This window comes from Streptomyces sp. NPDC051963 (genome assembly GCF_044593495.1).
GTDB lineage: Bacteria > Actinomycetota > Actinomycetes > Streptomycetales > Streptomycetaceae > Streptomyces.
The window spans coordinates 603,003-628,117 of sequence record NZ_JBIUCC010000003.1 but is presented as its reverse complement, the minus strand read 5'-3'; the positions used below and the strand labels follow the sequence as shown (position 1 = coordinate 628,117).

The 25,115-nt window shown below is 70.4% G+C and carries 18 protein-coding genes; 13 read left to right on the top strand and 5 right to left on the bottom strand.

Annotated features, from left to right (window positions below):
• Window positions 1-103: 103 nt before the first annotated feature.
• From ACIHFB_RS15075 to ACIHFB_RS15060, 4 genes are all read right to left on the bottom strand, one after another.
• Window positions 104-1,240, bottom strand: a complete 1,137-nt coding sequence (locus tag ACIHFB_RS15075) for an ABC transporter substrate-binding protein (protein WP_400126992.1) — start codon at window positions 1,238-1,240, stop codon at window positions 104-106.
• 236 nt (window positions 1,241-1,476) lie between these two features.
• The gene (locus tag ACIHFB_RS15070) at window positions 1,477-2,178 is read right to left on the bottom strand and encodes a flavodoxin (protein WP_400127167.1); all 702 of its coding nucleotides are present in this window, start codon (window positions 2,176-2,178) and stop codon (window positions 1,477-1,479) included.
• Window positions 2,179-2,198: 20 nt separating this feature from the next.
• Complete coding sequence (locus ACIHFB_RS15065) at window positions 2,199-3,047, bottom strand: aldo/keto reductase (RefSeq protein ID WP_365286004.1); 849 nt, start codon at window positions 3,045-3,047, stop codon at window positions 2,199-2,201.
• 41 nt (window positions 3,048-3,088) lie between these two features.
• Window positions 3,089-4,492, bottom strand: a complete 1,404-nt coding sequence (locus tag ACIHFB_RS15060; protein WP_400126991.1) for an MFS transporter — start codon at window positions 4,490-4,492, stop codon at window positions 3,089-3,091.
• A gap of 165 nt (window positions 4,493-4,657) precedes the next feature.
• Between ACIHFB_RS15060 and ACIHFB_RS15055 the strand changes: the two genes are divergently transcribed.
• From ACIHFB_RS15055 to ACIHFB_RS15045, 3 genes are all read left to right on the top strand, one after another.
• On the top strand, window positions 4,658-5,566 hold the full coding sequence (locus tag ACIHFB_RS15055) for a helix-turn-helix transcriptional regulator (RefSeq protein WP_365286000.1): 909 nt from the start codon (window positions 4,658-4,660) through the stop codon (window positions 5,564-5,566).
• Between the two features lie 224 nt (window positions 5,567-5,790).
• Entirely contained in the window at window positions 5,791-6,825 is a 1,035-nt protein-coding gene (locus ACIHFB_RS15050; RefSeq protein ID WP_400126990.1) for a zinc-dependent alcohol dehydrogenase family protein, read from the top strand.
• A 32-nt stretch (window positions 6,826-6,857) separates the two neighbouring features.
• Window positions 6,858-7,745 carry an aldo/keto reductase gene (locus ACIHFB_RS15045; protein ID WP_400126989.1) on the top strand — a complete coding sequence of 296 codons (888 nt, stop codon included), beginning with the start codon at window positions 6,858-6,860 and terminating at the stop codon, window positions 7,743-7,745.
• 22 nt (window positions 7,746-7,767) lie between these two features.
• Here the strand turns inward: ACIHFB_RS15045 and ACIHFB_RS15040 are convergent, their stop codons facing one another.
• Complete coding sequence (locus ACIHFB_RS15040) at window positions 7,768-8,064, bottom strand: DUF1905 domain-containing protein (protein WP_400127165.1); 297 nt, start codon at window positions 8,062-8,064, stop codon at window positions 7,768-7,770.
• Between the two features lie 320 nt (window positions 8,065-8,384).
• Here ACIHFB_RS15040 and ACIHFB_RS15035 point away from each other — a divergent pair, with 320 nt between their 5' ends.
• The 10 genes from ACIHFB_RS15035 to ACIHFB_RS14990 all read left to right on the top strand — a co-directional run bounded on the left by ACIHFB_RS15035 (window position 8,385) and on the right by ACIHFB_RS14990 (window position 25,088).
• Window positions 8,385-10,208, top strand: coding sequence for a glycosyl hydrolase family 28-related protein (locus ACIHFB_RS15035; protein ID WP_400126988.1), 1,824 nt, complete (start codon window positions 8,385-8,387; stop codon window positions 10,206-10,208).
• A 145-nt stretch (window positions 10,209-10,353) separates the two neighbouring features.
• Window positions 10,354-11,010 carry a ThuA domain-containing protein gene (locus ACIHFB_RS15030; RefSeq protein ID WP_365285720.1) on the top strand — a complete coding sequence of 219 codons (657 nt, stop codon included), beginning with the start codon at window positions 10,354-10,356 and terminating at the stop codon, window positions 11,008-11,010.
• Window positions 10,995-12,086, top strand: a complete 1,092-nt coding sequence (locus ACIHFB_RS15025) for a Gfo/Idh/MocA family oxidoreductase (protein WP_365285722.1) — start codon at window positions 10,995-10,997, stop codon at window positions 12,084-12,086. Before ACIHFB_RS15030 ends, ACIHFB_RS15025 begins: the two co-directional genes overlap by 16 nt.
• 41 nt (window positions 12,087-12,127) lie before the next feature.
• On the top strand, window positions 12,128-15,154 hold the full coding sequence (locus ACIHFB_RS15020; protein ID WP_400126987.1) for an alpha-mannosidase: 3,027 nt from the start codon (window positions 12,128-12,130) through the stop codon (window positions 15,152-15,154).
• Window positions 15,155-15,204: 50 nt separating this feature from the next.
• On the top strand, window positions 15,205-16,242 hold the full coding sequence (locus ACIHFB_RS15015; RefSeq protein ID WP_400126986.1) for a hydroxyacid dehydrogenase: 1,038 nt from the start codon (window positions 15,205-15,207) through the stop codon (window positions 16,240-16,242).
• Window positions 16,243-16,405: 163 nt separating this feature from the next.
• Window positions 16,406-17,383 carry an ABC transporter permease gene (locus tag ACIHFB_RS15010; RefSeq protein ID WP_400126985.1) on the top strand — a complete coding sequence of 326 codons (978 nt, stop codon included), beginning with the start codon at window positions 16,406-16,408 and terminating at the stop codon, window positions 17,381-17,383.
• Window positions 17,380-18,324 carry a carbohydrate ABC transporter permease gene (locus tag ACIHFB_RS15005; protein WP_400126984.1) on the top strand — a complete coding sequence of 315 codons (945 nt, stop codon included), beginning with the start codon at window positions 17,380-17,382 and terminating at the stop codon, window positions 18,322-18,324. The genes ACIHFB_RS15010 and ACIHFB_RS15005 overlap by 4 nt, the downstream gene beginning before the upstream one ends.
• Before the next feature lie 2 nt (window positions 18,325-18,326).
• Window positions 18,327-19,958, top strand: a complete 1,632-nt coding sequence (locus ACIHFB_RS15000) for a substrate-binding domain-containing protein (RefSeq protein WP_400126983.1) — start codon at window positions 18,327-18,329, stop codon at window positions 19,956-19,958.
• A complete protein-coding gene (locus tag ACIHFB_RS14995) occupies window positions 19,955-21,973 on the top strand; it encodes a DUF2264 domain-containing protein (protein WP_400126982.1) in 2,019 nt (672 codons plus the stop codon). Before ACIHFB_RS15000 ends, ACIHFB_RS14995 begins: the two co-directional genes overlap by 4 nt.
• Complete coding sequence (locus ACIHFB_RS14990; protein ID WP_400126981.1) at window positions 21,966-25,088, top strand: alpha-mannosidase; 3,123 nt, start codon at window positions 21,966-21,968, stop codon at window positions 25,086-25,088. The genes ACIHFB_RS14995 and ACIHFB_RS14990 overlap by 8 nt, the downstream gene beginning before the upstream one ends.
• The last annotated feature ends 27 nt before the right edge of the window (window positions 25,089-25,115 follow it).

Here is a 25,115-nt window from a genome sequence, read left to right as displayed (position 1 = left end):
GACAGGGCGTCCGAGTCTATCCGCCGCCTGTAGGAGGCATGTGAAGACCGGGGCCGCCGGTCACCGCTCCCGGTGCGCCGGCCGACAGCCCCGCCCCCCCCGGCTATGCCCCCGGGTGCAGTCCGAGCCAACCGGGCGTCGGGTCGCCCTTGACCTCGCCGAAGTACAGGGCGAAGGTCTGCTTCCAGCGCTCGACCGCTGCACGGTCCGCCATGAAGCGCGGAAAGCCGTCCAGGTTCCCGTTCGGGTACTCCCAGATCTGCTTCAGGGGCGCCGAGGGAGTGACGTCGGTGCGTACGGTCCAGCCGTTGAAGGACGCCTGCTGCTGACCGGTGGACAACTGCCAGTTGAGGTAGAGCTTGGCGGCGGTCCGGTTCCCGGCCTGCTTCAGGATCGCCGCCCGCTGTCCCCAGGACATGAACGGGTGCCCGTCGGGGACGACGAACCTCGTCGGCGAGGACGCCGGAGCGGCCAGTGAGCCCGAGCCGCCGATACCGATCGCCTTCTCTCCGGCGGTCACCGCGGCTCCCGGTGAGTTGCTGCCCCGGGCGAACCGCGGGTCCTGGGCGGCGAGTTTGGCCACCCACTCCCAGCCGTACCTCTGCGCGTACAGGGAGTACAGGTAGAGGACCGCGTCGTCGTCGTGCGGGTACGACGAGGCGATCCGCCCCTTCCACTTCGGGTCGACGAGGTCGAGCGGGGTGCGGGGGACGTCCGAACCGACCGCCGCCGGACCGTACATGAAGCTGAACGCGATCGCGGCGATGGCCACCCACGCACCCTGCGGGTCCTTGAACGCGTCGTGGACCTTGGAGAACCCGGCCGGCTTGTAGCGCAGCAGCCTGCCCTCCTCGTTCCAGCGCGTGAAGTCCTGGAGGGTCTGGAGCTGTACGACGTCGGGGACGAGGGTGCCGGTGGCGAACTGGTTGTCCACGCGGACGTCGTGGTACTTGCTGTAGTCGACGATCAGCGTCAGGTCGATGTCCGGGAACCGGTTCGTGAAGGCAGCCCTCGTCGCGTCCTGCTGGGTCGGGGTGTCGCCGCCGGCGTAGATGACGAGCTTGCCGCCCTCCCCGAGGGCGGCCCGGTAGAGCTCGTCGAGCGTCCTGGTCTCCTCGGGCCCGCCGCCGCGGGACGTGGTGGGAGCGGCACTCGCCGGGGTCGCGGTCGCGCCGAGCGCGCCGAGACCGAGGCCGGCGCCGGTGGCGAGGACATGTCGTCTGCTGGGGAAGCTGGACATGGGGAGTGGACCTCTCTGATGGGGGTGTACAACGCCCTGGCGCCTGGGCACCGCCCATTGTCGGCAGTCACGAAGGGCCCGCGCGTCGCCCGTTCGCAGCGATCGGACGCGCGAAGGATCGAATCCGCGTTCAACCGAAGGGTTGAACACCGCTGTCCCGGTGCGGTGTCGTCGGCGGCTCCGGCGGCGGTCGCCGAAGCCGGGCCCACCGTTCCCGGCGACCTGAGCTGTGACGATCAGTCCTCGAGAACGCCGATGCGCCGCAGCCACGCCCGGACTTGGGCATCGGCTTCCCGGACTTCCTCTCCGCGCACCGCCAGTCCCTCCCCGATGGTCGCGCCCGGGCAGGAAGCCGCGTAGTCGCGTTCGGTGTTGCCCAGTCCGCTCATGGCATGGGTCGTGAACGGAAAGACGGTCTTGCCGCGGAAGTCGTACCGCTCGGTGAAGGCAGTCATGATCATGGGGGCTCGAACGTTCCATATGGGGCTGCCCAGCAGTACCGTGTCGTAGCGCTCGATCGAGGGCAGGACGTGGGCGACGGCCGGTCGCGCATCGGCGTCCTGCTCGCGGACATTGCGGGCGACGGTCTCCTCGTAGTCCTCGGGGTAGGGGTCGGCGGCTTCGATGCGGTGCAGGTCGCAGTCGATGCGCTCGTCGATCATCCTGGCGAGGACTTCGGTGTTGCCGGTCCTGAGGTCGGTGCGCCCGCCGTAGTGGTAGTTCTCGCCCGGCCTGGAGAAGTAGGCCAGCAGGACCCGCTTTCCCGGCGAGGCCGTGGAGGCGGGGCGGCCGGGGGAGTCCGGCGCGGTCCCGTCGGACGGGGGAGCGGAGCAGCCGGTGAGCTGGACACCGGTCATGACGGTCGCTCCGCCCAGGAGTACGCCGCCGAGGAGCGTGCGTCGCCCCAGGGTGGGGCCGGTGCGGTCGGAGGGGGTCATCACTGTCACGTGCGGCCGGGTCAGTCGTGGATGCGGGCGTTGCCGATCCGGCTGACCATCGCCGGGTCGCGGTGGTCGAAGAACAGCGAGGTGCCGGTGTCCAGGGTGGCGATGGACGCCATCTGGTCGTCGCTGAGCTCGAAGTCGAAGACGTCGATGTTCTCCTTCATCCGGTCGGCGCGGACCGACTTGGGGATGGCGACGACTTCCCGCTGGACGAGCCAGCGGAGCACGATCTGCGCCACGGACCTTCCGTGCGCGTCGGCGATACCGCTGAGCACCGGGTGGGTGAAGAGGTTGTTCTTGCCCTCGGCGAACCCGCCCCACGACTCGATCTGCACGCCCCGCTCGCGCATCAACTCCTGGTCGGCGGTGCGCTGGTGGAACGGGTGGGTCTCGATCTGGTTGACCGCGGGCGTGATCTCGTTGCGGTCGATGAGGTCGACGAGCCGGTCGGGGTGGAAGTTGGAGACGCCGATCGCCTTGGCCCGGCCCTCGCGGTACAGGCTCTCCATGGCACGCCAGGAGCCGTGGACGTCGCCGTAGGGCTGGTGGATCAGGTACAGGTCGAGGTGGTCCAGGCCGAGCTTGCCCAGCGAGGTCTCGAAGGCGCGCTCGGTGTTCTCCTCGCCGGTGTCCTGCACCCACAGCTTGGTGGTGACGAACAGTTCCTCGCGCGGGATCCCGCTTTTCGTGATGGCCCTGCCGACGGCCTCCTCGTTGCCGTAGGCGGCCGCGGTGTCGAGCAGCCGGTAGCCGGCGGCCAGGGCGTCGGTGACGGCCTGTTCGGTCTGCTCCGGGGCGATCTGGTAGACGCCGAAGCCGAGGATCGGCATCTCGACGCCGGTGTTCAGGGTGACGTTCTGCATGGGAACTGCCTTTCGTGCGTACGGGTCCGGGGCCGGGGCGATCACTGTGCGCGCCGGACGGGCTTGAGAAGCCAGGTGGCCACGACGCTCGCCGCCACGGTCGACGCGGCGATCAGGAGACTGGTGTGCAGGCCGGCGACGAACCCCGTCCGGTCGGCGACCAGCGCGCCGAAGACGGCGACGGCCAGGGCGCCACCGAGCTGACGAGCTGCGTTCAGTACACCGCCGGCGACACCGGCCCGCTCGGCGGGCACGCTCTCCAGCAGCAGCGCCGTCAGCGCGGTCACGGCCATCGCGCCACCTGCGCCGACGGGCACCATCAGCACCACCGACAGCCAAATCGGCGCACCGCCGGGCACAGCCACCATCGCGAGCAGACCGACGGCCATCAGGGACTGGCCGGTGCTCACCGGCATCCGCGCACCGAGGCGCACGGTCAGCCGGGCGGCGACGGGGCCCATGAAGGAGGTGAGCACGGTCATCGGCAGGAATGCCGCGCCGGTGGCGAGCGCGCTCAGTCCGTGCACCTGCTGCAGATACAGCCCGAGCAGGAAGATCATCCCGTAGAAGCCGACGTTCAGGGCGAACCCGATGGCGACGGAGAGCGACATGGTGCGGGAGCGGAGCAGTGACAGCGGCGTCATCGGATGCAGGCCACGGGCCTGTGCGATCAGATAGACGACGGCGGCCACGACCGCCACGGCGAACGCGGTCAGGGCCTGCGCGGCGCCGAACCCGTCGGCGCCGGCCTCGATGACCGCGTAGGTCAGCGCACCCATGGTGGCGACGGCGGCCACCTGGCCGGCCCAGTCGAAGGGCACCTGCCGGCGCGGGGAGGGCCGGGCGCGCCCGAGCAGCGCCAGGGCCACCGCCCCGACGGGCAGATTGACGAAGAAGATCATCCGCCAGTCGATCAACGTGAGCAGTCCGCCGGCCACCGGGCCGGCGGCCGCGCCCACGGAGCCGCTCACGCCCCACAGGGCGATGGCCCTCGCCCGGGCCGCCGGGTCGGGAAAGGTCTCCCGGAGCAGAGCGAGGGAGGACGGGACGACCATCGCGGCCCCGGCTCCCTGCACCAGCCGCGCGGCCACCAGAACTCCCAGATCCGGCGCGAGCCCGCACACCGCGGATGCCGCGACGAACAGGGCCAGCCCGACGGCGAACGCCTGGCGGGCCCCGACGCGGTCGCTGATCGCGCCGGCGGACAGCAGGAACGCGGCGAAGGCGAGCGTGTAGCCGTCCACCACCCATTGCAGGCCGGTCATCCCGGTGCCGAAGCCGCGCCCGATCGAGGGCAGGGCGACGTTCACGATCATCGCGTCGACCATGATCGTGAAGAAGCCGAGCAGTACGGCGGACAGCGCCATGCGCTCACCGGACGTGCTCCGCGGTGGCAGACCGGCCTCTCCGGTGCGCGGTGGTGCGGGCGAGGCGGACACGGACACGGACGATCTCCTACCGCGGGAAGGCGGGCTGCTGACAGGAATCGAGCCTCGTGCCCTTTCGGCCGCGGTGGCAGGCCGGGCTGTGCCGGGGAGCGGTGTCGGGGGGTAATGACAGGGCTCCCCACACGCCTGTCATGCAGGTCAGGGCGGTGTGACACTGGCGTTATGGCATCCCGGCAGAGCAGCAGTGGTGGCGCTGGCATGGAGCTGGGCCAGTTCCTGCGTGCCCGCCGCACCCAGACCAGCCCCGACCAGGTCGGCCTCACCGTGGGCCCCGGCCTGCGCCGCACCCCGGGCCTGCGCCGCGAGGAACTGGCCACGCTCGCCGGCATGAGTATCGACTACTACGTCCGCCTGGAGCGCGGCAAGGAGACCCGCCCCAGCCCCTCCGTGCTCGACGCCCTCGCCCGTGCCCTGCACCTCGACGACGCGGAGCACCAGCATCTGCGCGAGCTCGCCGCCCGGGCCGCCCGGTACGCGCCCGAGCCTCCGCCGCCGCCCAGCCGGACCGTGGGCCCGCACCTGAGGCTGCTGCTGGAGACGATGCGGCCGAACCCCACGTACATCATCAGCCGCAGCATGGACCTGCTCGCCTGGAACCCCGGCGGTCTCGCCCTGTACGCGGGCCTCGCCGACTGGCCCGCCCCGCAGCGCAACCTCGCCCGCTACCTCTTCCTCCACCCCACCGCGCGCACCCTCTTCCCCGACTGGGACCACCAGGTACGCGGCTGCGTCGCCCGGCTCCGCACCCAGGCCGGCATCGACCCGGACGCCCCCGACCTCACCAGCCTGGTGGGCGAACTCCTGCTCAAGAGCCCCGACTTCGCCAAACTGTGGGAGCGCTACGACGTGGTCGGGCGCAAGAAGACGCAGAAGACGTTCCACCACCCCGAGGTCGGCATCCTGACCCTCAGCGGCCAGAGCATGCACCTGGAGGACACGCCGGGCCAACGCCTCGGCGTGTACACCGCCGAACCCGGCACCCCCGATCACGACGCCATGCTCCTGCTCGACCTGACGGCGCCCCGGCCCGCCGGGCAGCCGGAAACGAAGGTCGAACAACGGCGCCGGTGACCGGCCCGTAGGCGGGTGTGACGAGCCTGAACGGGAGCGTGTCCGGCGGGCCCCACGCCCTGCTACGCCGAATGGCGGAGCGCCAGGAGCGCGGCCATCCGGTTCGAGCCCATCGTGGAAGGACCCTGCACCGCGAACCCGACGCCCTGCCCGGCCCGCGGGGCGGCCGCTTCTGACGGTTTGTCACATCCACGTCCAGCACAAGGCACAAGGAAAGAACCCTCATGCGAGCAACCCTGATGTACGGCGCCGGAGACGTCCGGGTCGAGAACGTTCCGGACCCGAAGATCCAGCAGCCCACCGACGCCGTCGTGCGCGTCCTGCGCTCCTGCGTCTGCGGCAGCGACCTGTGGCCCTACGGCTCCCTGCCCGTCACCGAGCACGGCCAGCGCATGGGCCATGAGTTCCTCGGTGTGGTCGAGGAACTCGGCTCGGACGTCTCCGGGCTGAAGCGCGGGGACCTGGTCGTCGCCCCCTTCGTCTGGGCCGACAACACCTGCGACTTCTGCGCCGAGGGGCTGCACACGTCCTGCCGGCACGGCGGTTCCTGGGGGCGCGACGGCATCGACGGCGGCCAGGGCGAGGCGGTGCGCGTTCCGCAGGCGCAGGGCACGCTGGTCAGGCTGCCGGTGGCCGAGGACTCGGCCCTGCTGCCCTCGCTGCTCACCCTCTCCGACGTGTTCTGCACCGGCCACCACTGTGCCGTCACGGCAGGCGTCGGTCCTCGTACGACCGTGACGGTGATCGGCGACGGCGCCGTGGGCCTGTCCGCCGTACTGGCCGCCAGGCGGCTCGGTGCCGAGCGGATCGTGCTCATGGGCCGGCACCGGGACCGCACCGATCTGGGCCGGGACTTCGGCGCCACCGACGTCGTCGCCGAGCGGGGCGAGGAAGGCATCGAGCGGGTCCGGGAGTTGACCGGCGGCGATGGCACCCACACCGTGCTGGAGTGCGTCGGGACGCTGCCCGCCCTGGAGATGGGTCTTGGCGTGGTCCGCGACGGTGGCACGGTGAGCCGGGTCGGCGCACCGCAGTACGGCGAAGTCCCGCTGGGATTCCCGGAGTTCATGAAGAACCTGACCCTCACCGGTGGTGTCGCCCCGGCCCGCGCCTACATCGAGGAACTCCTGCCCGACGTACTGGAGGGCCGCATCGAGCCGGGCCGTGTCTTCGACCGGACGGTCGGCCTGGACGAGGTGCCGGACGGATACCGCGCCATGACCGACCGCGAGGCCTTGAAGGTCCTCGTCCGACCCTGATCCCCACCCACCGCACCTCCCGAGGAACAGACATGACCGCCAACACCCCCCTCCTCAAGCTGAACAACGGCGTAGAGATGCCCGCCCTGGGTCTCGGCGTCTACCAGAGCCCCCCGGAGGAGACCGCCGCCGCGGTCGAGACCGCCCTGAGGGACGGCTACCGCCTGATCGACACCGCCGCCGCGTACCGGAACGAGGAGCAGGTCGGCGACGGCATCAAGCGCTCAGGCGTGGCGCGTGACGAGGTCTTCGTGACGACCAAACTGTGGCTGACCGACTACGGCTACGACTCCGCGCTGCGGGCGTTCGACACGAGCCTGGAGAAGCTGGGCCTGGACCGTCTCGACCTGTATCTGCTGCACCAGCCGGCGCCGTTGGAGCCCGAGCCCTGGTTCGCCGCCTACAAGGCCGCTCAGAAGCTGCTGGCCGACGGCCGGGTCCGGGCGATCGGCGTCTCCAACCACACCCCGGGGCTCCTGCGCACCCTCATGGAGCGGACCGACGTCGTGCCGTCGGTCAACCAGGTCGAGCTGCACCCGTACTTCATCCAGCGCGAACTGCGCCAGGTCCACGAGGAGTTCGGGATCGCCACCCAGGCCTGGTCGCCGATCGGCGGGATCACCCGCTACTGGGCCGACGCACCGAACGGCGGCCGCAGCGCCCTGGAGGAGCCTGTCGTCACCGCGCTCGCCGACAAGTACGGCAGGACGGCCGCGCAGATCGTCCTGCGCTGGCACCTCGAGCGCGGTGTGTGCGCGATCCCGAAGTCCGTCAAGGCACACCGCATCGCGGAGAACTTCGACGTCTTCGACTTCACCCTCACGCCCGACGAGGTGGCCGCGATCGACGGCCTCGACACCGGCCTGCGCAGCGGACCCGACCCGGAGGTCATCCGACTGGACACGTTCGGCACCCGCTGAAGTCGACGACGGCCCGTCGGCTTCACGGGCCGCCGAGCCGGATGGTCATCCGCACGGTCACGTCGTCGCCCGCCGAGAGTCCGTGCGGCTTGCGCACGGCGTTCTTGAGCGGCAGCAGGTAGCCGCCGTCCTTGGGGAAGAGCGACGTCTCGAAGGTGGCCTCGCCGATCCGGGCCTGGACGGGGATCACACCCCAGCCGTACGTGGCCATCGCGGCCACCTCGCGGATGTCGGCGGACTCCTCGTCCGGCACGGGCACGAAGTAGTACGGCGCCGGCCCGCGCCATTCGATCACCTGGCCGGTGAAGTCGATCTCCATCAGGACGCCCCGTTCATCGATGACGGCCATCCCGTCCGGCACCCGCCGCATCATAGCCATCGTCCCGAGCCGGACTGCGTCCCCAGAAGTTAGTTAATCAAGGCGATGGAATAATGGGGATGTCGTCGGTAGGCTTCGGAGCGCGCTCGGTGAAGCAAGCGAGGGGCGTGTGCGGCGGATTGTCGTCCATCTGTCCGCCCTGGGTTGCTCCTTCACGTCCTGATTGGCATGCGCAGGTCATCGACGTGTTCGGAAGTAAGTGGCCTGCGCTCATGGCCTCTTGGTTCCCCCTTGTCTTCAATCCTCTCAAGAGGTGACACATGCACCGAAGAATCCGACGACCCTCAATCTGGCTTTCTGGCGTCGCGTCCATTGTCGCCGGTGCTCTGCTCGTTCTCCCCGGCACCGAAGGACACGCGGAGAGCAAGGCCGGGGATGATGTCGAGGCGGTGGCGGCCGCGGCCGGCGCCACCACGCCCTTCGTGACGGTCGAGGCCGAAACCGGAACGCTCGGCGGCGGCGCACGCCTCCGCTCGATCAAGCCGGGGGCGACGGTGCCGACTTCGGCAACCCTGGAGACGGAAGCCTCGGGCCATGCGCTCGTCGAGTTGAAGACCACCGGTGACGCGGTGACGGTCAGGAACAGCTCGGGCAAGCAGGCCAACACCCTTGTGGTCCGCGCCTCCATTCCCGATGCGGCGGCGGGCGGCGGCATCGACGCGTCACTGAACCTGTACGTCAACGGCACGTTCCGCCAGGCCATCACGCTGAGCTCCAAGCAGGCCTGGAACTACCGCAATGCGACCACCAACCCGGACGACCCCAACGCCGGCGGAGTGCCCTACCGCTTCTACAACGAATTCCCCGTCCGGGTCACGGGTTCCCCGATCGCCGCCGGCAGCACCCTCATGCTCCGGAAGGACACCGCCAATACGGCTGCCGTCTACGACATCGACTCCGTGGACCTGGAAGACGTCGGTGCCGCGCGGACCCAGCCGGCCAATTCGCTCTCCGTCGTCACGTATGGCGCGGACCCGAACTTCACCAAGGACTCGACGGCCGCCATCCAGAACGCGGTGGACGCCGCCCGGTCGCAGGGGAGGTCGGTGTGGATTCCAGCGGGCAGATACCTGACGAACAGCCTCTCGGGAACGACGCTGAACCTCACCGGTGTGACGGTGGAGGGTGCCGGTATGTGGTACACGACCATCTACCGCAAGCCGCCTCTTCCGGCCTCCTGGCGGTCGCAGATCCTGGTGGGCTCGGGCACCACGCTGAGGGACATCCAGATCGACTCGAACGCCACCTGGCGTGACGTGGGCGGGCCCGGTGGCGCGGACTACGGAATCAACGCCAGTGGTGCGGGTGGCTGGTTGGTCGAGCGGATCTGGACGCGGCACACCGACGCGAACTGGCTGTCGGGTACCAACGGCGTCGTACGGAACAGCCGGACCGCGGACTCCTACGGCGACGGATTCAACATCAACAACGGCAACACCCCGAATCCCGACAAACTCGGCCTCAACATCACGGTGCAGAACAACTTCGCGCGCGGCACCGGTGACGACTCGTTCGCGACGTATTCCGACGCCGGCGCCGGCGGCACCAACGGTCAGGTGAGCGGTGCGAAGATCCTGAACAACACCGCGATCGCGCCCTGGTGGGCCAACGGTCTCCGGATCGCCGGCGGCAGGCAGGTCGAGATGAGGAACAACCTGGTGAACGGTGTGTCGTCCAACAGCGCCCTGGACATCGGCGTCTACGGCAATACGGGACACCCCTTGGAGTCCGCCACGGTCAGCGGGAACGTCCTGATCGGGGGCGGTGGTTGGAACGGTGTCCGGCACGGAGTGCGGATCAGCTCGCCGTCGAGTACCTCGCTGTTCCCGGATACCTACACGAACGTCACGATGAGCGACAATGTCATGCGCGGGGCCCTCCGCGCCGGCCTCTACATCGATCGCACGCGCGTGAGAGCGACGCTGACCGGCAACACGATCGACGGACCGGCGAAACAGGGGATCTGGATCGCGTCGGGTGTCACCGGCACCGGGACCTTCACCGGCAACACGGTGCAGAACCTGCTCCCGGGCCAGGTGGCCGTACAGAACGACTCACCGGGCACCTTCCCCATCGGCGGCTGAAGGGCCCCGGCCCGACCACGGCTTGTGCGGGGCATTCCTGTCCGCCCGCACTTCGTAAAACGTATTGACAAATTGTGGTGGAGATTCATAGGTTCGCAGGGCATTCCGCACCGACACGCGGCGCCGATGGGAGCGTGCAACCACCTTGACCACCGACATCCGGCGGGCGCTGGTCGTCCGCGGCGGTTGGGACGGGCATCAGCCCGTGACGATCAGCGACGGCTTCGTCCCGTTCCTCAAGGGCAGCGGATTCGTCGTCGACACCTCCGAGGACCTCGCGGTGTACGAGGACGCGGAGCGCCTGGCCGCCACCGACCTGATCGTGCAGTGCTGGACCATGGGGACCATCACCCGGGAGCAGAGCGACACTCTGGCCGCCGCGGTGCGCGCGGGCACCGGCCTCGCCGGCTGGCACGGCGGCATCGTCGACTCCTTCCACGACCACGGCTACCACCTGCTGACCGGCGGCAAGTTCGTGATGCATCCACCCGGCTTCGCCGACCACACCTACCACTTGTCGCCCGAGCACGCCGGTCACCCGGTGATCGCGGGGCTCGACGACTTCGCCGTGCACACCGAGCAGTACTGGGTGCTCACCGACCCGCACATCGAGGTGCTGGCCACCACCACCTTCCCGCCCGACGAACTCCGTGACCGGCCCGCGGTGATGCCCGCCGTGTGGACCAGGACCTGGGGCGCGGGGCGGGTGTTCGTCTCCACCATCGGGCACAAGCCCGACGACTTCGACCAGCCGGAGGTCCGTACGTTGACCGAGAGGGGACTGCTGTGGGCGAGCCGCTGAAGCCCTTGAACATCGGCATCGTGGGCGCGGGGAAGATCAGCGGCGCCTATCTCTCGACACTGGAGCGCCTGACGTCCCTGCGGCTGACCGCCGTCACCGACCTCGACCCCGGCCGGGCGGAAGCGGTCGCCATGCAGGCCCGTCACGAGGTGGCCGTGGTGCCCGACGTCGCCGCCCTCGTGGTCAGGGACGACGTCGACGCCGTCCTCAATCTCACGATCCCGGCCGCGCACGCGGAGGTCACGCTGGCGGTGCTCGCCGCGGGCAAGCACGTGTACGGAGAGAAGCCCCTCGCGGTCAGCCGCCAGGAGGCCGACGCCGTACTGACGGCGGCGAGCGGGCGCGGACTGCGGGTGGGCTGCGCACCCGACACCGTCCTCGGTACCGGCACCCAGACCGCGCGCAAGGCGGTCGACGACGGTCTGATAGGCAGGCCGGTCGCGGCCACCGCCTTCATGGCCAGCGCAGGCCCTGAGAAGTGGCACCCGGACCCGGAGTTCTACTACCGCAAGGGCGGCGGCCCCCTGCTCGACATGGGGCCCTACTACCTCTCGGCCCTGATCCACCTGCTGGGCCCGGTGGTCCGCGTGACCGGCGCCTCCTCCCGACCGCGTACGGAGCGGACCATCGGCAGCGGCCCCCGCGTCGGGCACTCCTTCCCCGTGGAGGTGGACACCCACATCACCGGCGTCCTGGAGCACGCAGGCGGGGCCCTGTCCACCCTGGTCATGAGCTTCGACATGCGTGCCGCACGGCTGCCGCGCATCGAACTGCACGGCACCGACGCCTCGTTGTCCGTGCCCGACCCGAACGGCTTCGACGGCGCCGTCGAGATCCACCGCGGCGACGGCTGGGAGACGCTGCCCGTGTCCGCGGGCTTTCCGGACGCAGGGCGGGGCGTCGGCCTCGCCGATCTCGCCGAGGCCCTGTCGGCCGGTCGCCCGCACCGCGCCTCCGCCGCACTCGCCGCCCACGTCCTGGACATCATGCTCACCCTCATGAACGCGGCGGACCAGGGCCACGCACTCCCGGTGACCAGTACCTGCGAGCGCCCCGCTCCCGTCGACGGCCACTGAACGACTCCCTCGCCCCCCGGCAGCAACAGGAGACCTCTGTCATGCACGACGACCGGAACCTGGTCGAAGCGCGCCTGGAACGCGTCCTCAGGGAACGCATCCGGCCGGCCGTCCACCCCGTCACGACACCGCTGACCGTGGAGATCTGGTCCACCCCGGACGAACCCGTCCCCGTGGCCGAGGGCTTGGCGGCACCGACCCGTCCCATCGCCCCGGGCACCCCGTGGGGCACGCCCTGGGGTACCAGCTGGTTCAAGGTCACCGGCACCGTCCCCGCCGAGTGGGCGGGCCGTACCGTCGAGGCCGTACTCGACCTCGGCTTCACCCCGCGCACGCCGGGCTTCCAGTGCGAGGGCCTCGTCCACGAGCCCGACGGCACCCCGGTCAAGGGACTTCACCCCCGCAATGCGTACGTGCGTGTCGGCTCACCGGTGCTCGGCGGGGAGCACGTCCACTGGCGCGTCGAGGCCGCCTCCAATCCCGACCTCGACGCGAGCGGTGTGCCGTTCCGGCCGACGCCGATGGGGGACAGGGCGACCGCGGGTGACGCGCCTCTGTACGTGCTCGGGGAGATGCGGTTGGCCGTCTTCGACGAGACGGTGTGGAACCTGGTCATGGACCTCGAAGTCCTCGGCGAGCTGATGGCGGAGCTGCCGCTCGACGGGGCCCGCCGCTGGGAGATCCTGCGCGCGGTCGGCCGTGCGCTGGACGCCGTGGACCTCCAGGACGTGAACGGCACGGCGCAGGCCGCACGGGACGAACTGGCCGGTGTGCTCGCCGCGCCCGCCGTCCCCGCGGCGCACCGCATCAGCGCCGTCGGCCACGCCCACATCGACTCCGCGTGGCTGTGGCCGCTGCGCGAGACGGTCCGCAAGGTGGCCCGTACGACGGCGAACATGACGGCGCTCCTGGAGGAGGAGACCGACTTCGTCTTCGCCATGTCGCAGGCCCAGCAGTTCGCCTGGATCAAGGAGCACCGGCCCGAGGTGTACGCGCGGGTCAAGAAGGCCGTCGCGGACGGCAGGTTCGTACCCACCGGCGGGATGTGGGTGGAGTCCGACACCAACATGCCGGGGTCCGAGGCGATGGCCCGGCAGTTCGTCCACGGCAAGCGCTTCTTCCTCGAAGAGTTCGGCATCGAGAACGACGAGGCGTGGCTGCCCGACACCTTCGGCTTCGCGGCGGGCCTGCCGCAGATCATCAAGGCGGCCGGCTCCAACCGACTGCTCACCCAGAAGATCTCGTGGAGCAGGACCAACACCTTCCCGCACCACACGTTCGCCTGGGAGGGCATCGACGGCACGCGCATCTTCACCCACTTCCCGCCCGTCGACTCGTACAACTGCGAAATGACGGGACGTCAAACAGCGCATGCGGCACGCAACTTCAAGGAGAAGGGCGTCGCCACTCGGTCGCTCGCGCCGACCGGTTACGGTGACGGCGGGGGCGGCACCACGCGCGAGATGGTCGCCAAGGCGGCCCGGATGCGCAGCCTGGAGGGCGCGCCGACCGTCGAGTGGGAGGCGCCCGCCGACTTCTTCGCGAAGGCCGAGGCCGAATACCCCGACCCGCCCGTCTGGGTCGGCGAGCTCTACCTCGAACTGCACCGCGCCACGCTCACCAGCCAGGCGCAGACCAAGCGGGGCAACCGGCGCAGCGAGTCCTTGCTGACGGAGGCCGAGCTGTGGGCCGCGACAGCCGCGACACGGACCCGATTCCCGTATCCGTACGAGGAGTTGGACCGCATCTGGAAGACGGTGCTGCTGCACCAGTTCCACGACATCCTGCCCGGCTCCTCCATCGCCTGGGTGCATCGCGAGGCGCGGGAGACGTATGCGCGGCTGGCTGACGAGCTGGAGGGCATCATCGCGGGGGCGCAGTGTGCCCTGGCGGGGGAGGGCGCGAGCGATCTGGTGTTCAACTCCGCCCCGCACGCGCGCCGCGGCATCCCCGCCGGCGGTGCCTCCGCCGACGCCTTTCCCGGCGACGCGGTCGTCCCCGTCCCGCGTGAAGGAGGCGGTCACGTCCTCGACAACGGCCTGCTGCGGGTCGAGATCGACGGACAGGGGCTGGTGGTCTCGGCCTACGACATCGCCGCGGACCGGGAGGCGATCGCGCCGGGACAGGCGGCCAACCTGCTTCAGCTCCACCCCGACTTCCCCAACCAGTGGGACGCGTGGGACGTCGACGCCTTCTACCGGAACGTCGGCAGCGACCTCACCGACGTGGCGGAACTGACCGTCGACGGCAACGGCGTCCGCGTCGAGCGGGTCTTCGGCGACTCCCGCGTCACCCAGCTGCTGTCGGTGCCGACGGGGGCGAAGCGGCTCGACATCCACACCGAGGTCGACTGGCACGAGACCGAGCGTTTCCTGAAGCTGGCCTTCCCCCTGGACGTGAAGGCCGACCGGTACGCCGCCGAGACGCAGTTCGGCCATGTGTACCGGCCCACGCACCAGAACACGAGCTGGGAGTGGGCCAAGTTCGAGGCGTGCAACCACCGTTTCGTGCACCTCGACGAACCGGGCTGGGGCGTCGCGGTCGTCAATGACGCGACCTACGGGCACGACGTGACCCGCGCGGTACGGTCCGGCGCCGACGCGGGCACGACGACCACCGTGCGGGCGTCGCTGCTGCGCGCACCCCGCTACCCGGACCCCGAGACCGACCAGGGCGTTCACCGGTTCCGGCACGCGCTGGTGCCGGGCGCGACGATCGGTGACGCGGTCCGCGAGGGCTACCGGGCCAACCTGCCGGAGCGCCGGGTCACCGGAGCAGCCGCCCACGTGGCGCCGCTGGTGACCGTGGACAACGACGCCGTCGTGGTCAGCGCGGTGAAGCTGGCCGACGACCGCAGCGGTGACCTGGTGGTACGTCTCTACGAGGCGAACGGCGGCCGCGCCCGTACCACCGTGTCCGTCGACGGGTTCGCCGCCGGCCGAGCCGTTCTGACGGATCTGCTGGAACGCCCGCTCCCCGACGCCGAGCAGACCGGCACGGTGGACGGCGGTGTCGTCCTCGCGCTGCGCCCGTTCCAGATGGTGACCCTGCGCCTGCCGCACCTCTGACGGGCGCCGGGTGCAGGCGGATTCCGTACGGAGAAAGAGGATCACACCACATGGCAGCCCCACCCGACCCGCCCATGGCTGTGTGCGTCATGGATCCCGTCATCGCCGATCAGGTGCTCCCCGGGGAACTGCGCGAACGCCTCTCCGCGCTCGTCCGGCTCGCTCCGGGCCCGGAGCACCCGACCCCGCGGCACTCGAACCCGCGGCACCCGACCCCGCAACCGACGTTCCCCGCCGCGTTCGCCGAGGCGGAGATCCTGATCAGCAGTTGGGGCTGCCCCCGCCTCACGGCCGACGTCCTGGCGCGGGCACCACGCCTGCGCGCCGTGATGCACGCGGCAGGCAGCGTCAAGTCGCTGGTGAGCGACGCGGTGTGGGAACGGGGCATCGTCGTGTCGTCGGCGGCCGATGCCAACGCCGGCCCCGTCGTCGCCTACACGCTGGCGCTCATCACCCTCGCAGCCCGGCGCACCCTGACCATGGCAGCCGGTTACGGCGGCGGCTGGCCGGCCTTCGACAGCCGTTCGGGCGCCGACGGCACCACGGTGGGCATCGTCGGCGCGTCGCGCATCGGCCGGGGCGTACTGGCCGGACTGCGCGGGTCGGACGCGGGCCACCGGCTGCTGCTGAGCGATCCGTACGTGACGGACGAGGAGGCGCATCGACTGGGCGCGGAGCGGGTCGAACTCGCCGAGCTGTGCCGTCGATCGGCGGTGGTGAGCGTCCACGCGCCGCTCCTGCCGGAGACGACCGGCCTGCTGGACGCCCAGATGCTGGGTCTCATCCCCGACGGGGGAGTGCTCGTCAATACGGCCCGGGGCGCCATCGTCGACACGGAGGCCCTGACCCATGAGTGCGCGTCCGGTCGTCTGGAGGTCTACCTCGATGTGACGGACCCCGAACCGCTGCCGCCCGACCACCCCTTGCTGTCCCTGCCCAATGTCCTGATCACCCCGCACATCGCCGGCGCACAGGGCAGTGAGGTGCGGCGGCTCGGACAGTACGCGGTCGAGGAGGTCGCGCGGTGGGTGGCGGGCGAGCCGCTGCTGGGCGAGGTCACCCGCGAGGCGTTGCCGCACCTGGCCTGACCGCTCAGGACCGACGCCGCCCCCCGTCCTCCCACACGGCCTCGACTCGCCGCGTGAATTTACCTGTCCGCAGCATTGACGTTAGCCCATCGATTGGATTTACATACTCCTGCCGGTTCGGGGGACCGGACAACGCCCGTCTCGCGCAGAAAGGGCTCTCCTCATGGCAACGCTTCAACGACCGGCCGCCCGTCCGGCCGAGAAGGGTGGGCCGCCGGGCAGACGCGGTCTGCGATCACTCCGCCCAAGGCACCGCCGGGACACGGCCCTCTTCTGGTTCCTGATACCGGGCCTCGTGGCGGTGCTGCTGTTCCACTACGTCCCGCTGCTCGGGAACGTCATCGCGTTCCAGGACTACCAGCCCTTCGTGGGCATCATGCACAGCCCGTGGAGCGGACTCTCCAACTTCGACGTCATCGTCAACGGCGACCAGCTGTTCCTCCGGGCGCTGGTGAACACCCTCGAACTCACCCTGATCCAGGTCGTGTTCGTCTTCCCCGTGCCCATCGTGCTGGCGCTCGCGCTGAACAGTCTGGTCAGCGAGCGCATCAAGAAGTGGGTGCAGAACGTCCTGTACCTGCCGCACTTCCTGTCCTGGGTGGTCATCGTCGCCCTGTTCCAGCAGATGCTGGGCAACACCGGCATGCTCAACCTGTTCCTCCAGTCCCACGACATGGGCACCTGGAACATCATCGGCAACCCCGACTTCTTCAAGACGCTGCTCACCTCCCAGGTGATCTGGAAGGACGCCGGCTGGGGCACCATCCTCTTCCTGGCCGCCCTCTCCCGCGTCGACCGCGACCTCTACGAGGCCTCCGCGATGGACGGCGCCAGCCGCTGGAAGCAGACCTGGCACGTCACCCTGCCCGCGCTGCGCGGCCTGGTGATCCTGCTGCTGATCCTCCGCCTCGGCGACGCCCTGTCCGTCGGCTTCGAGCAGATCCTGCTGCAACAGACCGCCGTCGGCCTGGACAGCAGCGAGGTCCTGGACACCTACGTCTTCAACAACGGCATCGTCGGCGGGCAGTGGGGCGTGGCCGCCGCCGTCGGTCTGGTCAAGGGCGTGGTCGGCGTGGTGCTCGTGCTGGGTGCCAACAAGGTGGCCCATCTGTTCGGCGAGGAAGGTGTCTACCGGTCATGACAACGCTGTCACCCACCCGCCCCGCGAGCCGGGTCAAGCCGCACAGGTCCTACAGCGCCGTCCCCGGCGAGAGCCCCGGCTCCCCACCGTGGCGCGCCCTGAAGTCGCTGCTCCTGCTGGTGTGCGTGCTCCTGGTCGTACTGCCCTTCGTGGCCATCGTCTCGACCTCGCTCGCCGACGCGGCCCAGGTCACCGAGGCCGGCGGCTTCGTGATGTGGCCCGACAACCCCAGCTTCGACGCGTACACCGCCCTGCTCTCCGGCGGTCTGGTGTCCAAGGCCATGACGGTGAGCGTGGGCGTCACGGTCGTCGGCACAGCCCTCAGCCTCATCAGCTCCATCATGCTGGCGTACGGGCTGAGCCGGCCCGGCTCCTTCGGGCACAAGCCGGTGCTGATGCTGCTGCTGATGTCCATGCTGTTCGTGCCGGGCGTCATCCCGACCTATCTGACGGTCAAGCAGCTCGGGCTCATCAACAGCTACTGGTCGCTGATCCTGCCCACGATGATCAACGCGTTCAACGTCATCGTGCTGCGCTCGTTCTTCATGAGCCTGCCGCGCGAACTGATCGACGCCGCCCGCATCGACGGAGCGTCGGAGTGGTCGATCCTCACCCGGATCGTGGTCCCGCTGTCCAAGGCCTCCATCGGCGTCATCGGCCTCTTCTACGCCGTGACGTACTGGAACGCCTTCTTCAACGCGCTGATGTTCATGAACGACGCGTCCAAGTGGCCCGTCCAACTGGTGCTGCGCACCTACGTCATCAACAACGCCACGCTCAGCGGCGGCCAGCTCGACGTCGCCGCGGGAGCCCCGGTGCCGCCCGCCCAGTCGCTCCAGGCAGCGATCCTCGTCCTGTCGATCGTGCCGATCGTGCTCGTCTACCCCTTCGTCCAGCGCCACATGAACAAGGGCGTGATGATCGGGGCGGTGAAGGGATAACCATGAAGCCATCACTGAGCCGCCGCGGCTTCCTCGCCACGACCGCCGGGCTCGGCGCGGGTCTGGCCCTCACCGGCTGCGGGGACTTCAAGCCCCGGCCGGCCAACCTGGCCAACGCCAACGCCAAGCTGCCCACGTACATCCAGTACAAGGGCGTACCGACCTCGATGCCCGCCACCGCGGACGGCGTCTCGGCCGGCTACCGGCACTTCCCGTCCGAGCCGGCCAAGGCGTTCCCGGACGGCCCGCCCGCCAAGGGCCCGGGCATCACCATCATGAACCTGATCTTCAACCCGGTGCCGCCGCCGGTGGGCCAGAACACGATGTGGCAGGCGCTCAACAAGTACGTCGGCTGCGACATCGACTTCCAGATCACGCCGGTCAACGACTACCCGCAGAAGTTCGCGGTCACCCTCGCCGGCGGTGATCTGCCGGACGCGATGCTGATGCTGCCCCCGGACCAGAACAGCGCCGCCACCCCGGACATGCTGGACGTCCTCTTCGAGGACCTCTCCCCGCACCTGTCCGGCGACAACATCCGCGACTACCCGTACCTCGCCAACATCCCCACCGACTCCTGGCGGCCCTGCGTCCGCAACGGCGGGATCTACGCGATACCGATGCCGCGTCCGGTCTCCGGCGGCCCTGTCTACACCCGGCTCGACCTGTTCAAGAAGAAGGACCTGGACCCGAATCCGAAGACCTGGCAGGAGTTCGTCCGGCTCTGCAAGGACCTCACCGATCCCAAGGCCCACCAGTACGCCCTCGGCGACCCCGTCACCACCTGGGAAACCGTGATGAAGATGCAGGGCGCGCCCAACTGGTGGCGGGAGGAGAAGGGCAGGTTCACCCACTACTACGAGACCGAGGAGTGCAAGCAGGCCCTCGACGCCGTCCACCAGCTGAAGAACGCCGGCGTCCTGCACCCGGACGCCTTCGCCGTCAAGGGCAAGGCCAAGGAGTGGTTCGGCACCGGCCAGATCGCCATGAACCCCGACGCGCCCGTCGCGTGGAACGACTACTACACCCTGTACGGCCCCGTCTCCGAGGGCCTGGACGTCGGCTACATGCTGCCCCCCGACTGGGACGCGAGCACCCGCGGCGGCCAGTGGCAGGGCCGGGCCAACTACGCGACGCTCATCATCAAGAAGGCCCCAAAGGCCCGCATCCAGCAGATCCTGCGCGCCCTCAACGCGCTCGCCGCGCCCTTCGGCACCGACGGCTATCTGCTGCGCAAGTACGGCGTGCGCGGCGCCGACCACACGGTCAAGGGCCCGGACCCGATCCTCACGCCGAAGGGAACGGCCGAGGTCACCCTGCCGACGATCTTCGCCACGGACGCGCCGTTCACGCTGTACTACCCGCCGAAGCCGGAGATCGTGCCCGACCAGTACGCCTTCCAGAAGGAAGCCGTCCAGATGCTGATCCCGAACCCCGCCGAGCCGCTGTACTCGGCGACCGACGCCAAGATGTCCAAGCTGTTCGGAACCCGGTTCGACAGCCTCCGCATGGGCATCATGCAGGGCCGCAACCGGCTCGGTGAGTGGGACGACGCCATTGAGGACTGGCGCGAGAAGGCGGGCGACCGGATGCGCGCCGAGTACGAACAGGCATGGGAGACCCGCAACTCATGACCCGCACCCCCGCCGAGAACCGCACCCCGGCAGAGGACCGCGCCCCGGCAGAGGACCGCGCCCACTGGGAGCGCACCGCCGACCGGATGCTGCTCGCCGTACGGCCGTACGCGACCGCCGGGCACGCCCTGATCGACCTGCCCGGCGTGCCGAGCAGCAGCGGCGTGCGCAGCGACGGTCTCGAGGGCTTCGCCCGCTCGTTCCTGCTGGCCGGATTCCGGCTGGCCGGGGCGGGCGGAGCCGACCCGCACGACCTCGCCGGCTGGTACGCGGCCGGTCTGGCCGCCGGCACCGACCCGAAGAACCCCGAACGCTGGCCCACCTTCGGCGAGTGCAACCAGGCCAAGGTCGAGGCGGCATCCATCGCGCTCGCGCTGCACGAGACCCGGCCCTGGATCTGGGACCGCCTCGACGACGAGGTCAGGCAGCGGGTCCTGGACTGGCTGTCGCCGATGGTGGGCGACCCGATGCCAGGCAACAACTGGATCTGGTTCCAGGGCGTCACCGAGGCGTTCGCCCGCACGGCCGGCGGAGAGTGGCGTCAGCAGGACCTCGACCGGATCATCGCGCTCACCGACGGCTGGTACGCGGGCGACGGCTGGTACTCCGACGGACTCACCGGCGGCGAACACCGCAACTTCGACCACTACAACGGCTGGGCCATGCATCTGTACCCGCTGTGGTTCTGCCGCATCCTCGGCGACGCCGCACCCCGCGGGCTCCTCGACCGCTACCGGGCCCGGCTGCACCACTTCCTGGCAGACCAGCGGCTGCTGATCGGGGCCAACGGCTCGCCACTAGTCCAGGGCCGCTCGCTCACCTACCGGCACGCCGCGCTCGCCCCGCTGTGGACCGGCGCCCTGTTCGACGCCACACCCCTGGCGCCGGGGGAGACCCGGGCGATCGCGAACCGGATGCTCGACCACTTCTCCGGCCACGGCGCCACCGACGCGCAGGGCCTGCTCACCCTGGGCTGGCACCGGCCCTTCCGCGGCATCCTCCAGGTGTACTCGGGGCCCGCCTCGCCGTACTGGGCGAGCAAGGGCTTCATCGGCCTGGCCCTGCCGCAGGACCACCCGGTGTGGACCGAGCCGGAGACCCCCCTTGCGGTCGAACAGGCCGACTTCACCCGCGCGTTGGCCGCTCCGGGCTGGCTCGTCTCCGGTACCGCGGCCGACGGTGTCGTACGCGTCGTCAACCACGGCGGCGACCACGCCCACCCGGCCCGCCCGCACGCGGACGACCCCTGCTACGCGCGCTACGCCTACTCGACGCACACGGCACCCGAGACCCCCGGCGACCCCACCGCGGGGCCGGGCGCCTGCGCGGACGCCGACCCGATCGACAACACGGTCGTCCTGCTCGACGCGGCGGGACGCGCCTCCCACCGGCGTCCGGCGACCCGGATCTCCCTGGACGGCGCCACGGCCGTCTCGCGCTCCCGCGCGCACTGGCCCGAGGACGCGACATGGGATCCGTTCGGCGGCCCCAATACCCCCTACACGCTGGGCCCTTGGATCACCGTCGGATCCGCGTTGCGCGGGTCGGTCGAGGTACGGGCCGTACGCGTCGACCCCGCCCCCGGTGACGACCCGGCCGAACACGTCCTGCGCGTCAGCGGCTGGGCGCCGGCCGTCGATCCGCAGTCCGCGTTCGGTGCGGCGGACGGCGCCACCGCCCGTGTCGCGGGCGCCGACGGGCTGGTCTCCGTCGTGGTCGGCGTGCACCGACTGCCCAGTGCCGCCGTGGTACTCGGCACCGACAGCAACGCCCTCGGCGGCGCATCGGCCACCCCCGAAGTGGAGAGCCGGGGCCCCGCCCTCCACGGCACCGCCCACATCGCCCTGATCCACCTCGGCGGCACCGACCCCACCGGCCTGCCGCACGTCACCACCCGCGCCCAGGGCACCACCCTGCTCGCGGACGTGACCTGGCCGGACGGCGCACGGGACACCATCCGACTGCCCGCACCCGACCCCGCGTACGACCCCTGGAAGGACCAGCACCGTGCATGACGACCGCCGGATCATCGAGACCCGGATCCGCAAGCTGCTGGACCGGGTGATCCGCCCCGCCCTCTACGGCGCCACGCGCCCCCTCGACCTGAGCGCCTGGTACGTCGACGGCGAACCGGTCCCGGTGGCCGACGCGTTGCACGCCGACTACGAGCCCTTCACGCTCGGCGCCACCTGGGGCGGCCCCTGGGCCACGACATGGCTGCGGGCCGGTGCGCAGATCCCCCAGGAGTGGTCGGGGCGCCGCGTCGAGGCCGTCTTCGACCTCGGTTTCGACCTGACCAAGGGACCCGGTGGCCAGGCCGAAGGCCTGGTCCACGACGCCCAGGGCGCACCGCTCCAGGGCCTGCACCCGTACAACCGCACGGTGCTCCTCGCCGACCCCGCCACCGGCGGCGACCGGATCGACCTGCTGGTCGAGCTGGCCGCCAACCCGCCCATCATCGCCAGCGCCGGACTGCACATCCAGTACGGTTCGCTGGAAACCGCGGGCACAGAGCACCTGTACCGGCTCGAACAAGCCGAGATCGCGGTGCGCGAGGACGACGTATGGCACCTCATCCACGACATCGAGGTGCTCGACGAGTTGATGCACGAGCTGCCGCTCGGCTCCTCACGGCGCCACGAGATCCTGCACGCCCTGCGTCGCGCCGCCGACGCCGTCGACCCGGCCGACGTGGCGAACACCGCCGCGGAGGCCCGGCACCGGCTGGCCGATGTGCTGTCCCGGCCCGCGCACGCCTCCGCGCACACGATCGCCGCGGTCGGCCACGCGCACATCGACTCGGCGTGGCTGTGGCCGGTCCGGGAGACCGTGCGCAAGTGCGCGCGCACCTTCACCAACATGACGGCGCTGGCGCAGGAGTACCCCGAGCTGGTCTTCGCCTGCTCCTCGGCGCAGCAGTACGCGTGGATGAAGGAGCAGCGGCCGGAGATCTTCGCCCGTATGAAGAAGGCCGCGGCCGAGGGAAATTGGGTGCCCGTCGGCGGCATGTGGGTGGAGGCCGACGGCAATCTCCCCGGCGGTGAGGCTTTGGCCCGCCAACTCGTCCACGGGCGGCGCTTCTTCGCGGAGGAGTTCGGTGTGGAGCAGCGCGGCGTGTGGTTGCCCGACTCGTTCGGGTACACCGCCGCCTACCCCCAGCTCGCCAAGCTGGCCGGCGCCGAGTGGTTCCTCACCCAGAAGCTCTCCTGGAACGAGACGAACCGGCTGCCGCATCACACCTTCGCCTGGGAAGGCATCGACGGAACCCGCATCTTCACCCATTTCCCGCCCGTCGACAGCTACGTCGCGTCCCTCACGGCACGCGAACTCGCCCACGCCGAGAGCAACTTCGCGGACAAGGGGGTGGCCACCCGTTCGCTGGCCCCGTTCGGCTACGGCGACGGCGGTGGCGGTCCCACCCGCTCGATGCTGGAGAAGGCACGCCGCCTGCGTGACCTCGAAGGCTCGCCCAAGGTCATGATCGAACCGCCCGACACGTTCTTCGCGGCGGCCCGCGCCGAGCGCGACCAACTCCCCGTATGGCGCGGTGAGTTGTACCTGGAGAACCATCGCGGCACCTACACCAGCCAGGCCCGCACCAAGCGCGGCAACCGGCGCAGCGAGGCACTGCTGCGCGAGGCGGAACTCTGGGCGGCCACCGCCGCCGTCCGGGCCGGGGCACCGTACCCGTACGAGCGCCTGGAATCGCTGTGGCGGCGCGTCCTGCTCAACCAGTTCCACGACATCCTGCCGGGCTCGTCCATCGCCTGGGTGCACCAGCAGGCCGAGCGTGAGTACGCGGAGATCCACACCGAACTCGAGACGGTGATCGCCGACGCGGTCGGCCGGCTGCCCGGAGAACCCGCGCTCCTCAACGCCGGGCCGTTCGCGCGCCGCGAGGTCGTGGTCGTCCCCGGGTTCACCGGCGGTCAGCGCCTGTCGGACGGCCGTACCGCCGTCCTCGCCGAGGTCGCCCCCCTCGCCTCCGGCGGCACGGTGGACGCTCCCGCGGCAACCGTCACCGCCACAGCCCAGGACGGTGGGTTCGTCCTCGGCAACGGGGTGCTGACGGTCGTCGTCGACCGGCGCGGCCTGCTCACCTCGGTGTACGACCACACCGCAGGACGGGAGGCCATCGCCCCCGGCGCCGTGGGCAACCTCCTCCAGCTCCACCCCGACGACCCGAACCTGTGGTCGGCGTGGAACCTCGACTCGTACTACCGCGACACCGTGCGCGACCTGGACGAGGCCGAGTCGGTGACCCTCGTGGACGAAGGACCGCTGCTCGCTTCGGTGCGGGTCGAGCGCGCCCACGGCTCCTCCCGGTTCGTCCAGCACGTCGAACTCGCCGCCGAGAGCCGCCGGGTGACCGTCCGCAACGACATCGACTGGCAGGAGCGCGACACCGTGCTGAAGGCGGCCTGGCCGCTCGACGTGCACGCGGAACGGGAGAGCGCCGAGATCCAGTTCGGCCACGTGCAGCGGCCCACGCACGAGAACACCAGCTGGGACGCGGCCCGCTTCGAACTCTGGGCGCACCGCTGGGTGCACGTGGGCGAGCGGCACTGGGGCGCGGCCCTGCTCACCGATTCGACGTACGGGCACGACGTACGCCGCGACACACGGGAGGAGGACGGCGGCACCACCACGACGCTCCGGCTCTCCCTCCTCCGGGCACCGCACAGCCCCGACCCGCAGGCCGACCGGGGACGGCACACCTTCAGCTACGCATTGCTCGCCGGCGCCGGGATCGAGGAGGCCGTGGCCGGGGGCTACGCGCTGAATCTGCCTCTGCGACCTGCCCCGGCGCAGGCCCGGCCCCTGGTCGCACTCGACAACAGCGATGTGGTGGTGGAGTCGGTGAAACTCGCGGACGACCGCAGCGGCGACGTCGTGGTCCGCCTGTACGAGGCGTGCGGGGGAGCGACCTCGGCGCGCCTGTCGGCGGGGTTCGCGCTCGCCGCCGTCTCCGACTGCGACCTCCTGGAGCAGCCGGAACGGGAGCCGGCCGGCGTATCCGACGAAGCGGCCGTCGACCTCAGGCTCAGGCCCTTCCAGATCCGCACGCTGCGCCTGCGTCCGGCCGGCGGAAGGCCGGACAGCGCCCAGGGCGACACAGGTTTGTCATAGCATTCGATTAATTGGCTGCGCTGGAGT